Consider the following 13,093-nt stretch of genomic DNA (forward strand, 5'->3'; position numbering starts at 1 on the left):
CTTCGCTCCGCAGCAATGAGCCGCCGAGCTGCGCTCGGCGGGCCCGCTTCGCGGGCCTGGAGCCGGTCCTTCGGGCCGGTGTCCTGCGCTTCGCTTCGGACGGGTTCGGGTCTCCGCTTCGCTTCGTCCCGAACGGCCCGCTGTGCGTGCCTGGGTGACCCCGTTTCACGGGGTGCGGGCCTGCGGCCCGTTGGGCGGGGCCGCTTCGCTCCCCCGCCCTGGGCCTTCCGGCTTCGCCTCCAGGCCGGCCCGCTCCGCGGGCGCCACCGGCGGCAAGGGGGTGGTCAGCTGTCGTCGGGGAGCAGGACGCTCAGTTTCGTCGGCCTGCCGACGGTCGCTTTCTCGTCTCCCAACAGCTCCACCAGGTGCTGGAGGATATCAAGCGCGGTCTGGGCGTCTCCGTGCGGCTTGTTCGCCCAGCACTCTCCGCGCAGGGCGATCGCCACACGGGGCTCCTTCAGCTGGAAGATGCCTTCCCAAAGAGAGTCGTCGAAGGCGTCCCAGCTCCGACCGGATACCGGCGGGTCCATGGGTAGCACCCGGGCGAAGCATTGGATGAGCGCGGTCTTCTCCGTCGCCACGCCGGTGTCCACCTCGAAGACGCGCACTCCGGAATCGGCCCAGGCGCGCAGCAGCGCTTGGGCGTCGGCGGTCCTCGTCTGGTGGATCCCGGCCTCAAACTCCATGAAGGCTCCCCTGTCCTGATCGGATTCAGCACCAGACTCTATCGGATCCGAGTACAGTCGTCAGTGCATCATCAGTCGAGATGTACTGTGTTGGATCCCGAGGACACAGCCAGCACCGACCAGTGGGTTATTTTCAGCGGAGTGACGAATGCCAAAATCCAGCGGAATCACACTCCGGCCCCATCAGGAAGAGGCCGTGGAGGCCATTGTCCGGGGTCTCGATATTCTGCCGGGAAAGCGAATCCCCAAGGCAGGGCTCCGGGCCACGGTGGTGGCCGCGTGCGGGACCGGGAAGACGTTCATCGCCGCCGCGGCCGCGCTCCGGCTGGCTCGGGGCGGGCGGGTCCTGGTGCTGCTGCCCACCTTGGACCTGCTGACCCAGACCGCGCGGGAGTGGCGGACGGCTGGCCACAGCGGGCCGGCTGTCGCGGTGTGCTCGCTGGAGGACAACGTCGAGCTCTACGGGCTCCAGGTGCGGACGACGACGTCGGCGCCGCAGCTCGCGCTGTGGCACGGCCGGGGGCCGGTGACCGTCTACGCCACCTACGCCTCCCTGCCCGTGATCGCCGAGGCGCACCGCGGGGAGTACGGGTTGCCGATGGAGGCCTTCGACCTGGTGGTCGTGGACGAGGCGCACCGCACGTCGGGGTCGGCGGGGAAGGCGTGGGCGGACGTGCACCGCCAGGAGGTGATCCCGGCGCGGCGCCGGCTGTACATGACGGCCACCCCTCGGGTCTGGGCCGAACGGCCGCCCCGGACGCGGGCGCAGGAGCTGGAGCAGAAGGAGAACCGGCGGCAGGAAGAGGAGGAGCGGCGGCGCAAGGCGGAGGCCGAGGGCCGGGTCTACGTGCCGCGGTCGCGGTGGGACCGGCTCCCCAAGGAGATGGCCTGCTCCATGGACGATGTGCGCGTGTTCGGGCCCGTCGTCTACGAGCTGTCCCTCGCCGACGCCATCGCCCGCGGGCTTTTGGCGAGGTATCAGGTCGTGGTCGCCGAGCTGGTCGACCCGGTCGTCACGCCCGCCCGGCTCTACAGCGAGGAGCGGTGGGAGGAGCGGCTGCGCGGCCAGCGGCTGGCCGCGGTGCAGACGGCGCTGCTGGAGACCATGGCCGAGCACGACCTGAAGACCACGATCACCTTCCACCACCGCACCGTCGAGGCGCAGGCCTTCGCCGAAGGCCTCGACCGGGTCGCGGCCCGGCTGCACGCCGTCGATCCGGTCCGCCACCCCGCCACGGTGTGGGCGGGGTGGCTGCGCGGGGAGCACGAGAGCGAGCACCGGGCCGCCGTGCTCGCCGACTTCGGCCGCCGGGCAGGCCGCGCCGTGCTCGCGAACTGCCGCGTCCTGGGCGAGGGCGTCGATATCCGGGCAGTGGACTCCGTCGCCCTGATCGACCCCAAGGGATCGGCCGTCGACATCGTGCAGGCCATCGGCCGGGCGCTGCGCCAGAAGCCCGGGGAAGGGAAAATGGCGACCCTGATTGTTCCCGTCTTTTTGCGGGAGGACGAGAAGCCCGAGGACATTCTCACCTCGAAATCGTATGGCCCCCTTATTCGGGTATTGAATGGGCTTCGGGCGCATGATGAGCGTGCCGTGGAAATGCTCGCAATTCCTCAGGAGAACCAGAAGCGCATCGTTCAGCCGTCGCCTCTGGTCGGCAGGGCGCCCGCCGAGGGTGAGGAGGAGAACCGGCTCCTCCTCCGGTTCGCGGTCCCCCGCGACCCGGCGCTGATCGCCAAGTGGATCAGCTACCAGGTCTTCAACACCGAACGCCAGGACTGGCGTCGAGGCGTGGAGGCGGCCTTCCGGTACCGCGAGCGCGAGGGCCACCTCCAGGTCCCATACGACCACAACGAGGGCCCCTACCCGCTGGGGCGGTGGCTCTCGGACCAGCGCCGGGCGTTTAGGGCCGGGGCGATGACCGGGGAGCGGGCGGCCGAGTTGGAGGGGCTCGGGATCGTGTGGGACACCGCGGACGCCGCGTTCGAGGAGAACCTCGCGGCCGCGCGGGCGTACCACCGGCTCCACGGCACCCTGGCCGCCCCGCGGGGCGCCGCGATCCTCGATGTCCAGGTCGGGCAGTGGCTGACGAACGTCCGCCGGCCCGGCGGACTCGGCAAGGACCCGGGGCGCGCCGAGCGGCGGGCGGCGGCGCTGGCCGCGATCGACGCCGACTGGAACCCGGCGGCGCTGGGGTGGACGGTGGACTGGCAGCGCCACTACGCCTACCTCGCCCAGCTCCTGGCCGAGGGCGCCCGCTTGAACGCCATCACGCCCGGGGTGACCCGGCACGGCGAGGACATCGGCCGGTGGCTGGCCACCCAACGGCGGGACTGGAACCGGCTGAACGCCGAGCAGCAAGCCCGGCTCGGCAAGCTGGGCGTCACCCCGGCACGGGTCGTACGGGCCCGCAGCGCGCCCGCGAAGACGAGCGCGGCCACCATGTCCGGGCGGGGCGCGGAAGCCTTCCACAGGGGCGTCCAGGCCCTCGCGCAGTACCTCGCACGGGAAGGGCCGGGTGCTCCGGGGCGGTCGCACGTCGAGCACCTCCCGGACGGGAGCGGGCACCGGACGGGGGTGTGGCTCGCCAACCAGAAGCAGCGCCGCGACCGGCTCAACCCCGACCAGCTCGAAGCACTCGCCGGGCTCGGGGTGGAGTGGGCCAGCCGGTGATTGCCGGGCAATCGCTCCGTCGTGGGTCATTGCCCGGTAATCACCCTGGGGCGTTCACGGGCAGTCGGCTGAGGCACCCTGCAGAGCGGCCCTGACGGTGTACAGGGCGGCGAGCCGGGACTCCGCAGGGGAGGTCAGGATGGCCTCGCACATCTGCGCCCACTCCGGCACCGGCCCGCAGCGCAGCAGCTCCAGCGGGCGGCGGTCCTGCGGAGCATCGATCCAGGCACGGACCGCGTCCACGCCGACGCCACCAAGCGCGGCGGCCATGAGATAGCCGGACAGCAGAATGCGCCCCTGGCCAAGCCAGTAGGCATTGTTCGGCGGCTGCGGGGACCGTTCCAACAAACCCGTAGCCCTGGCGAGGGCTGTCTCGGGGTCCGAGCACCCGGCCACGTCGAGCGGATAGGTCATCGGTGCCTTCTCTCGATCCGCTTGGCTACCAAGCCGAAGCTGCTGTCCACGCCGACGCTACTTCCAGCTCTCCCAGCGCCGCCAGTGTTTGCCCGGCAATCCCGGCCGGGGCCACCGCCCCGGCCGGTGTTACTGGCCGGGCCCCGAGGCCTGCCGGTCGGCGTGTGCGCGGACCTCTGCGGACTCCGGCACCACCGGCCCGGCCGGGACCGGGCGCGCCGAAGCGGCAGCCCTACGGGGAACCACGGCCAGGGCGACGCGACCCAGGTCACTACCGCCACGATCATGGCCATGGCGAGGAGCAGTGGCGCGGCCGGCTCGCAGACCTCCGCGAAGGACTTCGCCAGCCCGAGCGAAGGGGGCTCCAGGCCGTCGACGGCCGCAGGCGGCTCGTACCCGACCCGGCTCGCGCCCCAGCCGGCCGGCGCCAGCACGGACGCCAGCGCCATGCCGCCCATCACGATCCGCTCCGGAGAACCCCGCCTCATATGCCTTGCCTTCCACGCGCCCAGCCGTTCCTGGGCCGCCGTCTCCCCTACCCACGGACCAACGAGCTCTAGCCCTCGCCCGGCACGATGAGTGCCGGATGCTGTGTACGGTCCCGGCTACGGGCGGGCTCCAGTCCAGGCCGTCAGGAATCGGGGCGCAGCCCGGGGCCGGATCCCGGGATCCGGCGTTCGCAGGAGGGGTGCTGGTCACCAGCGGTCGGTGGGCTTCACGGTCGGCGTCTGCAGCTCGGCCACCAGCGCCCACAGGGCTTCCTGCCCGTGCCGGGCGATCAACGAGTCGATGACCGCCATGCCCGCGGGCGTGGCCTTCCCGTCGGGGAAGTGCTCGGCCACGAGGTCGGCGAACTCCCGGCGCAGCCGGGCCACCACCACCGCGTCAACCACCTGTCCGCTCCTCTCCCCCGCCGGCGGCGGCCTGGCGGGCGGCATACTGCTGAACCTCCGGTGAGGGCGCGACCAGCGGGCCGGGCGGTGGGGCGGGCTGTCGACGGTGGACAGCTCCCCGGTACACGGTCGCCACAGCGGCCAGGCCGCCCAGGAACGTGAGCACGAAGTCCGCCTGCACCAGCCCGAGCCGGCCCGCCCGCCAGGCTCCCGCGAGCAGGGCGCCGGTCAGCAGCACCCCCTCGGCGGCCAGCCGGTCCCTGCCCGGCAGCGCCCACCAGGCCTCCCGCACCCGCTGCGCCCACGCGCCGATGCCCCGCCGCCGGTGCCCCCGGGCGGGAGCCTGGGCCGTCACCGGGCCCGCCCCGAGCTCCGGGCCGGGGCCGCCTGCTGCCGGTGCGCGGGCACGGCAGGCTCTGCGGACGCGGCCTGGCCGGGCGCGGCGCCGGCGGGGGTGGTGGTGGAGCGGGAGCGGGCCGCGGCCGCCGACACCCGGGGGCCGGTGGGCAGCGGGTCGGTGAGCGGGGTGGTCAGGACCTGGTGGGTGGCGAGGATCAGGCGGCGGGCCGTCTCGCCGGGCGGGCCCTGTCGCCAGCCGTCCTGCGTCTCAAGGCGGGCCAGATGGCCCGCGAGGGGCTGTCCGGTGTCGGCCATGGTCTGCATCCGGGCGGCCAGCAGCGGCCACTGCCGGGCCGCGATCAGCAGGCCCGCGTCCCGCTCGCCGAGGGCGTCCTTCGTCAGGGCGACGATCCGGCTGTGCGCGGCCGGACGGACGCCGAGCTGTTCCAAGGCCCGGGTGCGGACGCCGAGGTCGAGATCGGTCGGCACCTCCAGGCCCTCGGTCAGCGGCCCCCACGACGAGACCGCATCCGCACTCGCACCGGCCGGCTCCCGCGCCGCGGCCGGGGCCGTATCGGCGGACGGGGCCGGCGCGGGCCCCGGAGCCGGCCCGGACGGCGCCGCGGGGGCGGAGTCGAGGGTGGTGATGGCCGACTGCTGCGGCACCACCGCGGCAGGGGCCGGATCGGGAGTCTGCGGGATGAGGGAATGCACGGCCGACGGCCCCTGTACCACCGGCGCCGGACCGGCGTCCCCGACCAGGCCCATCACCGCGGACTGCCGCGCGGCAGCGGGCGGGGCAACAGGGTCGGCGGGCGGCGGCGCACCGGCACCGCGCCGGGGGTCCGCCGCCGGTGCCGCCGCAGCCGGGTCGGCCACAGCCGCAGCCGGGCCGGCCGGCTGCGCGGCGGGGGCGGGCGGGGCGAGCAGCGCGGCCACCGCGCGGTCCACGCCGACGCCCTGGGTGTGCGCGGCCGTGAGGAATCCGGCGACGTCGACACCTTGCTGTTCGAGGAGTGCCATCTTGGCGGCCATGTCCGGCCAGGCCGGGGAGGCCAGGATCGCGTCGCGCACCAGGCCCTCGGGCATCGCCTGCTTGAGGAGGTCCGCCCACTGGTCGGTGCCCGCCGCGCTGATGCGGGCGGCGTTGGCCTCCACCGCCTGATAGACGGTGCGGGCCATGCCGCCGAGCTGGGGCAGGAACGTGGTCAGGTTGACGCCGGCCCTCTGCAGCAACACCATCTGCCCGGCCATCTGCGGCCAGTCCTGCCCCGACATCAGATCGGCGAGCACCCCCTCGTGGAGCAGCGGGCGCAGCGCGTCGGCGGCCCAATCCGGGGCGAGCTTCTCCTCGCCGGCGGCGAGTTCGGCCTCCTCGCCCTGGCGGAGCTTTTGGGCGGCGCGGCGGACGGCGTCGGAGATGGTCAGCATGAGCCGGAAGGCCGCCGCCGCGGTCTGCGCGGCTTCGGCCATGGCTTCGGCGAGCGGGTCGACGGCGGCGGGGTCCGGAGCGGGTGCGGGGGTGGACACGATCTCAGCTCTCCTCGCAGGGCGGGTCAGCGGGACTTTCCCGAACCCGGCTTGGGCGGGCCGGGAGCACGGGGCGGCACACCGGTAACGGCGCCGGACGCGGTCGGGCCACGGCCCGCCACCGGTGACGTCCGCGCAGTGCGTGCCGGACCCGGCCGCTTCGGCGGTGCGCCGGCCGCGGCGGCGGCCTCGCGCAGCAGCCGGGCCGCGTCGGCTGCGGCCTTCGCCTGCGCGCGATGCTGCTGGGCCTCGTGCCACAGGCGGGAGGCCTCCACCGCCTCCACCAGCGCCACCAGGAGCGTGAGGACCACCATCGCCCCGCCGCCCCGGGCGGTGCGCGGGGCCCGCTCCAACGCGCGCGCCGACGCCCGCCATCCCGCGCGCGCCCGGCCTTCCAGGGAGCGTTCGCCCGGGGCCCGGCCGGCTTGCTCGAAGGCGTCCGCCGCCGCCGCGATCCGGTCGCGCACGGCCGCCGGGGCGTGCGCGGCGGCGGCCACCAGGAGGTCGCCGAGCGCGGCCACACCACCCGCGCCCTCCGCACGGCCGGAGCGGGCGAGTGCGGCCGCGGCCTCGCGCACCAGGCGCTCCGCCGCCGTCCAGTCCGCCGGACCGACCACCGGCTCGAAGCGCTCCCGTACCCGGGGCAGGGACAGGTCGTACGCGAGGGAGCCCCCGGAGAACCAGACGGGCCGGCTCCCGGCATCGGCGCGGTCGCCGGGAAGCGCGACCGCGTACCCCAGCAGGACGCCTTCGTCGTCGCGGCGCTCCCGTACGCGAAGGCCCGCATCCCGCAGCCGCTCCAGGAAGTCGGTGTCGCTGGCGGCGAGCGCGGCCGCGGTACGGACGGTGCGCTGCAACGTCTGGCGGGCGGTCTCCACAAGGCCGCGCCGGCCGGCCTTCGCCAGCTCCCCCGTCGAGGGGCGGCGCACCGCGGTGCGGTCCTGCGGGGACATCGGCGTCAGGCCCCAGCGGGCCTCAAAGGCGCGGGCGACGGCGTGCATCGCGAGGATGTCCCCGCGCAGCCGGGGCTGCCGGCCGTCCACGCGGGCGAGGGTCGCAACGATGTGGATGTGGTCCTCGGCGTGGCGCACCGCGATCCACCGGCAGGCTTGTTCGTCACCTGCCGGGGCGATGCCCGCGGCGTCCACCATCGCCGCCGCGACCTGCGCCCACTCCGCACCGCCGAGGATCCGGTCGCCGGGCGCGTTGCGGACGGAGACGTGCCACACGTGCTGGGGCGGGCGGGCTGCGCGCAGCGCCTCGACGGGGGCGTCCAGGAGGTCCGCCAACTCCCCCAGACCCATCCGCTCCGGGTGGCGTGCCGGGCACGGCAGGTGGGGATCCCAGGCCGTGACGAGGTGGGGGTCGGTGTGCTCGTCGCGCTTGCCCGGACCGAACAGGTAATCCAGCAGGACGGCGGTGTCGTCGCCCATGTCCGGCTTCTTCGGCATCACGTACGGGCCCGCCTCTCCCGCATCACCGCCACCGTCGCCACGTCCACCCGCACCACCGCCGCACGCACATCAGCCAGAACCTCCCCCAGCGCTGCGCCGGCGTTGCCGTCGGCGCCGAGCGCATCCAGGCGGACCGCGACCTCCCGCAGGCCCGCACGCGCCCGAACGAGCTCGCGCAGGACATCGGCCCGGTCCGCGGAGACCGGCACCAGCACATGCTGCGCGACCGCCATCACCTGCTGCCCCACCCACCCCGCCGCCGACATCCCCTCCCGGGCGGCGGCCGCACGGACAACCGCCAACTCAGCCGCGCTGAACGCCACGCCCACCCGCTCCGACCGCCGCTCCCCCGTCTCCCGCTCACGCCGGCGGCCACCCACACCAGCCATCACCCCACCACCCCATCTCCACCACACCAGGACACCGGAAAACGGTCCGCAGGCCCGGAACCAAAAAGAAGATCAGTCAGCGCGTAATGTTCCATTCCGCACTAACTGGCTGCCAATTTCTAATGTCTGGAAAATCCTCCCAGCCCGCCGCACGCACCCCTGCCGAAATCGCCCCCGGGCAGCCCACAACCACCCCAACCAGCGACCCCCGAAACACCCCACGACACAACCCAACCCCCGCGCCACCATCCCCACCACGCCCCGCGCCCACACCCACACCCACAGACCACACCCCCACCCACCACCCCCACCACCAACCCCACCCCCACACAGACACACGGCGACTCCACCCTTGTGGGCACCTTCCCCTTGAGTTCGGCAATGTCAAATAAATACCGGAGGGCGAGTTTATCGGAGGCATTCCCCTGCCCATATCGAGGAACCTCGGAAAATTCGACTCATGACACGTCAGGGTGATTTCAACCCGCGCCCCGCAACGACGGGAACCTCCCGGAGTTCCCATTTCATGAAACGGACTATTACTGCAACTCTCCTGGCTCTTGCACCGCTTGTTGCGGCATTCGCCCCGGCGGCGGCAGTTCCGGTGTCCGCTCCGGCGGCGGTGGCCGAGTGGAACAGCTGCGGCTATCAGGTGACCACCAACGTGAAGCTCCGCACCGGGCCGACGAAGAAGCACACGGCCATCGGCATCCTGACCCCGAAGGACTCCGTCTACGTCCTGCGGGAGAAGAACGGCTTCTACGAGGTCGAGCTCTACGGCGACTCGGAGACCGGCCTCAAGTGGGGGACGAAGGGGTGGATCACCAAGCACGTGAAGCCTCACGTGTGCATGACGCTCGACTAGTCGGGCAGGACCGGCCCCGGGGGGGACTGCTCAGTCCCCCCCCGGGGCTCATGCGCTGTCTACCGGCAGTGTCCATGCGCTGGGAACCAGGGACGGCATCCTGTGCGCCACCTGGTGCTCGCCCTTGGTGCAGCCCTGGAAAGGTCCGGTGGAAGCACGGAGTTCTCGCATGCACGGGTCGTAGTGGTCGCGGTGCCACACGCTGGGACCGGTGTACCCGCAGCTGGCAGGGTCGGTGAGTTCCTGCCAGGCCAGCCAGAGGGCGTGGAGCCGGGCGACGGCGACGGGGTGATCGGTCCATCGGTGGCACCACCGAGCGTCGGCAGAGGCCTCGGCCAGGTAGCCAGGAACGAGTACGCCCTCCACCCACTCGACCAGGGCGCGCAGCTCGCCTTCGTACTCCGGGGAGTCGAGGAGCAGGATGAACGGCGGGTACTGCCAGCTCTCTTCATCGGGTTCGTCCTGACCCGGGTCGCCGGTGTCGGTCGCTTCTGCTGGTGGGCCGGCAGGCTGGGTGAGGGACTTGACCTGCGTCGCCAGGGCTCGGATCTGTGCCTTGAGGTCTTCGATGTCTTCCGCGAGAGCGGCTGGGGCTGGGCTATCGGGCACGTCGTGCTGCCTTGAGGGTCTCGTGGGCGGCGACTGCGCGCTTGGTGATCGCGATTTCCTCTGCGGCCTTCTGGGGGCCGATGTGCTGCATAGCCTGCTCCTCGTACCAGGGGCGGAGCTGGATCTGGGCAATGCGCATGCCGGTGGACAGCAGCAGGCCGGTGCCCTTGGGCATGGCCCGGATGTCGGCGGCTTCCAGGATCTGTTCCCGTTGTTCGCTCCAGGACTGCGAGCCGCCGTCGCGGGACTTGCTGTAGGAGCCGCGTTGGACGGTGTGCTGGCCGACGAGGGTGGCGATGTCGGCGACGAAGCGTGGGTCGTCCACGCCGGCGCCGATGAGTTTCTTGGTGGCCGCGCCCCACATGGCGTCCATCCCGACTTCGCCCCAGGCTTTTACGCCCTGTCGGTAGGACTGGAGGATGACGTAGGGGGTGATGCCGCGTGATCCGAGGTGGGAGTACAGGTCCGGGAGGTCGGCGATCTTGCAGATGTTCGCGGCTTCGTCCAGGACGGCGCGCATCGGCTCGGGTAGCCGGCCGCCGTGGCGTTCGCCGGTCTCGGAGGCGGCGGTGAAGGTGGCGTCGGCGAGGGCCGCGACGACGGCGCTGGCTGGTCCTCCCTTCTTGGAGAGGAGGTAGAGGGTGTCGCGGGTGAGTGAGAATTCCTCCGGGTCGTAGCGGTCTCGGTGCTTGTCGGGCATCACCCAGGCCAGCACGTTCTCGTCGCGCAGGCCGGAGAGCGCGGTGCGGGCGTTCTGGAAGATGCCTGACTGGGTTTCCTCGGCGATGTTGATGCTGCCTTCCACCTGTTCGGCCAGGACCGGTTCGTACTGGTGGAGGATGCGCAGGGGGGCCTTCTCCTGGGGGTCGGCCACCCAGCGCATGATGTCCTTGATGCTGGCGCCGTCGTGCCAGGCAGCGCGGAAGAAGCCGACCAGGAGGTCGTTGGCGGACTGGGACCAGAAGGGGTCGGCGCCGTCGCTGGTGATCTGGTTGGTGAAGTGCGAGGCCAGGCGCTCGGCGCGTTCCAGGGTCTCGCCTTCGGCGAGCATGTCCCACCACATGGCGCGCTCGGTGCGTGCGACGCCTTGGGTGTCGAAGACCCAGGGCATGCCGACTTCGCTGCGGGCGGTGAGGGTTGCGGCGTAGACGTCGGCCTTGTTGCTGGTGAGCAGGAGTGCGCCGGGAGCTTCCATCGCGATCGGGATGGCCAGGGCGGTGGACTTGCCCGCGCGGGGGGCCATGATCGCGATGTAGGTGTCCTCGTCGCTGCCGCGCAGCTCGACGCCGGTGGTCATGTGGTCGCCGAGGAGGACCCCGCGGTCGGGCGGCGCGACCTGCTTCGGATCCCGGTCTTTGAGGGAGGCGCGGAGCCGGGTGGCGGTGGCGGCTGCCCGCTTCGGGGTGAGGTCGCGCATCTGGAACAGGGTGGCCAGGTGCAGGGGGTTGTGGAACCAGTGCAGGCAGGTGCGGATGCCCCAAACAAGCAGGACGATCGCGGCCAGGTCGAAGAGGAAGGCGCCGATGCCCGAGGCGATCGGCGAGGCCCAGACCGATGTCCAGTTCCTGATCATGTGCAGCACGGTCAGCGGGGTGAGCGGGGCGACGGTTTCGCCGGTGACCAGGGAGCCGAGGGCGGCGCCGGTCCAGGTGGACGCGGCGAGGGTGACCGCGCCGCCCGCGACCACGCCGCCGGCCAGCCAGTTGCGGTCGGAGTCCGTCATCATCAGCGCTCACCTGCCTTCGGATCGGTGTGGTAGAGCCGTGCTTCGGTGGCGGTGAGCTCCGAGGCGGCCGCGATGCCCGGCCTCGTGCCGATCTTGATCATGAATTTGCCGCGGCCGGGGTGGACGGCGTCGCCGGTGTCGAGGCCGGTGGAGGTGGCCGACGACCATGAGCTGATCATCATGCGTTCCTGCTCGGTGAGCTGCCTCTTGCCGGTGACGCGCACGAGTTCTTCCTCCGTGGAAGCGCCGATGATCCAGGTGTCGCACCTGTCCATCAGGCCCCTGGCTTTGGCCCGGTCCTCCTCGTTGGGCAGGGATTCGCTGTCCAGGAGGCTATGGGTGACCAGGATGGAGATGTCGCCGTCGCCGCGGGAGAGGCGGGTGATGGAGTCCATGGAGTCCACCAGCCCGGGCCCTGACCGAAGGGCGCGCCACATCTCGTCCATCGGCAGGACGAGGCGGCGCTGCATCAGCCCAGTGGAGCGGGCGGCATCGATGCTGGAGTAGGTGTAGGCCCAGGTGGCGATCATGCCCGCGGACAGGACGTCCTGGCCGCGTGCGCGCAGGGGTGAGATGTCCACCGATACCGCGGGGGCGGCAATGTCGAGGGGGTGGGTGGTCGGCCCGTCGAACAACCCCTTCAGCGGGCCCGAGACGAGGTTGTCCAGGCCGGCGATCACCGAACGGGTGATGTCGGCGTATGCGCCGCCCTCGGCGGCGAGCCGGTTCCGCAGGGGTTCGGGGGCCTGGCGCAGGACGGCGATCACGTCCGGGACGATCGGGTCATCGCCCGGGACGGCGTCGGCGGCGAGCTGGACCGCGCAGGTGAGGGCGGAGCGCTGGACTTCGTCAGCGGTCCGGCCCAGACCGTGTTTGGTGGCCAGCAGGGCGCCCAGCGTCTCCAGCCGGCGTGAGTTGAGGACGTCGAGGAGGACGGCGCGTTCGGTCGTGGGCATCGCCCAGACGCGCTTCTTCAAGGGGCCGGAGTCGAGGGGGTTGAGGCGGCCGGAGCCGTCGCCGATGCGGATGACGCTGCCGCCCAGGCCCTGGATGAGGGCGGTGTACTCGCCTTTGACGTCGCCGGGGACGACGGGCATGAACCCGAAGGCGCAGTAGAAGAGCAGGATGCGCTTGACCAAGGCGGACTTCCCGGCGCCGGGTTGGGACATGACCCAGACGCCCGAGTTGGTGGTGAGCTTGCCGACCCAGTCGGCAGGGTCGATGCACACCAGTTCGCCGGTCAGGACGTCCCGGCCGACGGGTACGCCGCGGGGTGGGAGGCCTGCGCCGAGGAGGAAGGGGTAGACGCCGGCGGCCTGCGTGCTCGGCCCGGTGTAGACGGTGCCGGTGTCCTCGACGGGCACCCGGCCGCCGAAGCGTCCGCCCCAGCCGGTCCGGGGCGCGTACAGGCGCCGCCGTCGCTGGTTCTCCGCCTTCTCGGCCTGGATCTGACGGCCCGGCAGCGGGGCTGTGGTGGTGCGGCGGGGGCTCTGGATCTGCCGGGGCTTGGCCAC

At 72.3% G+C, this 13,093-nt stretch carries 12 protein-coding genes; 2 read left to right on the top strand and 10 right to left on the bottom strand.

What is annotated here, in order from left to right; genetic code table 11:
• Nucleotides 1-284: 284 nt before the first annotated feature.
• Nucleotides 285-686, bottom strand: a complete 402-nt coding sequence (locus ACZ407_RS29660; RefSeq protein ID WP_468133621.1) for a barstar family protein — start codon at nucleotides 684-686, stop codon at nucleotides 285-287.
• A gap of 148 nt (nucleotides 687-834) precedes the next feature.
• Between ACZ407_RS29660 and ACZ407_RS29665 the strand changes: the two genes are divergently transcribed.
• A complete protein-coding gene (locus tag ACZ407_RS29665; protein WP_468133623.1) occupies nucleotides 835-3,360 on the top strand; it encodes a helicase associated domain-containing protein in 2,526 nt (841 codons plus the stop codon).
• 54 nt (nucleotides 3,361-3,414) lie between these two features.
• Here ACZ407_RS29665 and ACZ407_RS29670 read toward each other — a convergent pair whose 3' ends face one another.
• From ACZ407_RS29670 to ACZ407_RS29695, 6 genes are all read right to left on the bottom strand, one after another.
• Nucleotides 3,415-3,774 carry a hypothetical protein gene (locus ACZ407_RS29670; RefSeq protein WP_468133625.1) on the bottom strand — a complete coding sequence of 120 codons (360 nt, stop codon included), beginning with the start codon at nucleotides 3,772-3,774 and terminating at the stop codon, nucleotides 3,415-3,417.
• 695 nt (nucleotides 3,775-4,469) lie between these two features.
• Nucleotides 4,470-4,667: a hypothetical protein gene (locus ACZ407_RS29675; protein WP_468133627.1), complete on the bottom strand. Its 198-nt coding sequence runs from the start codon at nucleotides 4,665-4,667 to the stop codon at nucleotides 4,470-4,472.
• Nucleotides 4,660-5,022: a hypothetical protein gene (locus ACZ407_RS29680; RefSeq protein WP_468133629.1), complete on the bottom strand. Its 363-nt coding sequence runs from the start codon at nucleotides 5,020-5,022 to the stop codon at nucleotides 4,660-4,662. Before ACZ407_RS29680 ends, ACZ407_RS29675 begins: the two co-directional genes overlap by 8 nt.
• A complete protein-coding gene (locus tag ACZ407_RS29685; RefSeq protein ID WP_468133630.1) occupies nucleotides 5,019-6,536 on the bottom strand; it encodes a hypothetical protein in 1,518 nt (505 codons plus the stop codon). Before ACZ407_RS29685 ends, ACZ407_RS29680 begins: the two co-directional genes overlap by 4 nt.
• A gap of 26 nt (nucleotides 6,537-6,562) precedes the next feature.
• The gene (locus tag ACZ407_RS29690; protein WP_468133632.1) at nucleotides 6,563-7,969 is read right to left on the bottom strand and encodes a mobilization protein; all 1,407 of its coding nucleotides are present in this window, start codon (nucleotides 7,967-7,969) and stop codon (nucleotides 6,563-6,565) included.
• Nucleotides 7,970-7,986: 17 nt separating this feature from the next.
• Nucleotides 7,987-8,313: a hypothetical protein gene (locus tag ACZ407_RS29695; RefSeq protein WP_468133634.1), complete on the bottom strand. Its 327-nt coding sequence runs from the start codon at nucleotides 8,311-8,313 to the stop codon at nucleotides 7,987-7,989.
• 670 nt (nucleotides 8,314-8,983) lie between these two features.
• Here ACZ407_RS29695 and ACZ407_RS29700 point away from each other — a divergent pair.
• A complete protein-coding gene (locus tag ACZ407_RS29700) occupies nucleotides 8,984-9,244 on the top strand; it encodes an SH3 domain-containing protein (protein WP_468133636.1) in 261 nt (86 codons plus the stop codon).
• 48 nt (nucleotides 9,245-9,292) lie between these two features.
• Here the strand turns inward: ACZ407_RS29700 and ACZ407_RS29705 are convergent, their stop codons facing one another.
• Genes ACZ407_RS29705 through ACZ407_RS29715 form a run of 3 tightly spaced genes read right to left on the bottom strand, consistent with a single transcriptional unit; the run spans nucleotide 9,293 to nucleotide 13,093 of the window.
• Entirely contained in the window at nucleotides 9,293-9,853 is a 561-nt protein-coding gene (locus tag ACZ407_RS29705; protein WP_468133638.1) for a DUF4913 domain-containing protein, read from the bottom strand.
• The gene (locus ACZ407_RS29710; protein ID WP_468133640.1) at nucleotides 9,843-11,579 is read right to left on the bottom strand and encodes a type IV secretory system conjugative DNA transfer family protein; all 1,737 of its coding nucleotides are present in this window, start codon (nucleotides 11,577-11,579) and stop codon (nucleotides 9,843-9,845) included. The genes ACZ407_RS29705 and ACZ407_RS29710 overlap by 11 nt, the downstream gene beginning before the upstream one ends.
• On the bottom strand, nucleotides 11,579-13,093 hold the full coding sequence (locus ACZ407_RS29715) for an ATP-binding protein (RefSeq protein ID WP_468133641.1): 1,515 nt from the start codon (nucleotides 13,091-13,093) through the stop codon (nucleotides 11,579-11,581). Before ACZ407_RS29715 ends, ACZ407_RS29710 begins: the two co-directional genes overlap by 1 nt.

This window comes from Streptomyces sp. NPDC030809, from assembly GCF_055572195.1.

What these genes read in the sequence shown, in the direction of transcription:
- ACZ407_RS29660 (WP_468133621.1), bottom strand. Translation starts at nt 686, where the DNA reads ATGGAGTTTGAGGCCGGGATCCACCAGACGAGGACCGCCGACGCCCAA.
- ACZ407_RS29665 (WP_468133623.1), top strand. Translation starts at nt 835, where the DNA reads ATGCCAAAATCCAGCGGAATCACACTCCGGCCCCATCAGGAAGAGGCC.
- ACZ407_RS29670 (WP_468133625.1), bottom strand. Translation starts at nt 3,774, where the DNA reads ATGACCTATCCGCTCGACGTGGCCGGGTGCTCGGACCCCGAGACAGCC.
- ACZ407_RS29690 (WP_468133632.1), bottom strand. Translation starts at nt 7,969, where the DNA reads ATGGGCGACGACACCGCCGTCCTGCTGGATTACCTGTTCGGTCCGGGC.
- ACZ407_RS29710 (WP_468133640.1), bottom strand. Translation starts at nt 11,579, where the DNA reads ATGATGACGGACTCCGACCGCAACTGGCTGGCCGGCGGCGTGGTCGCG.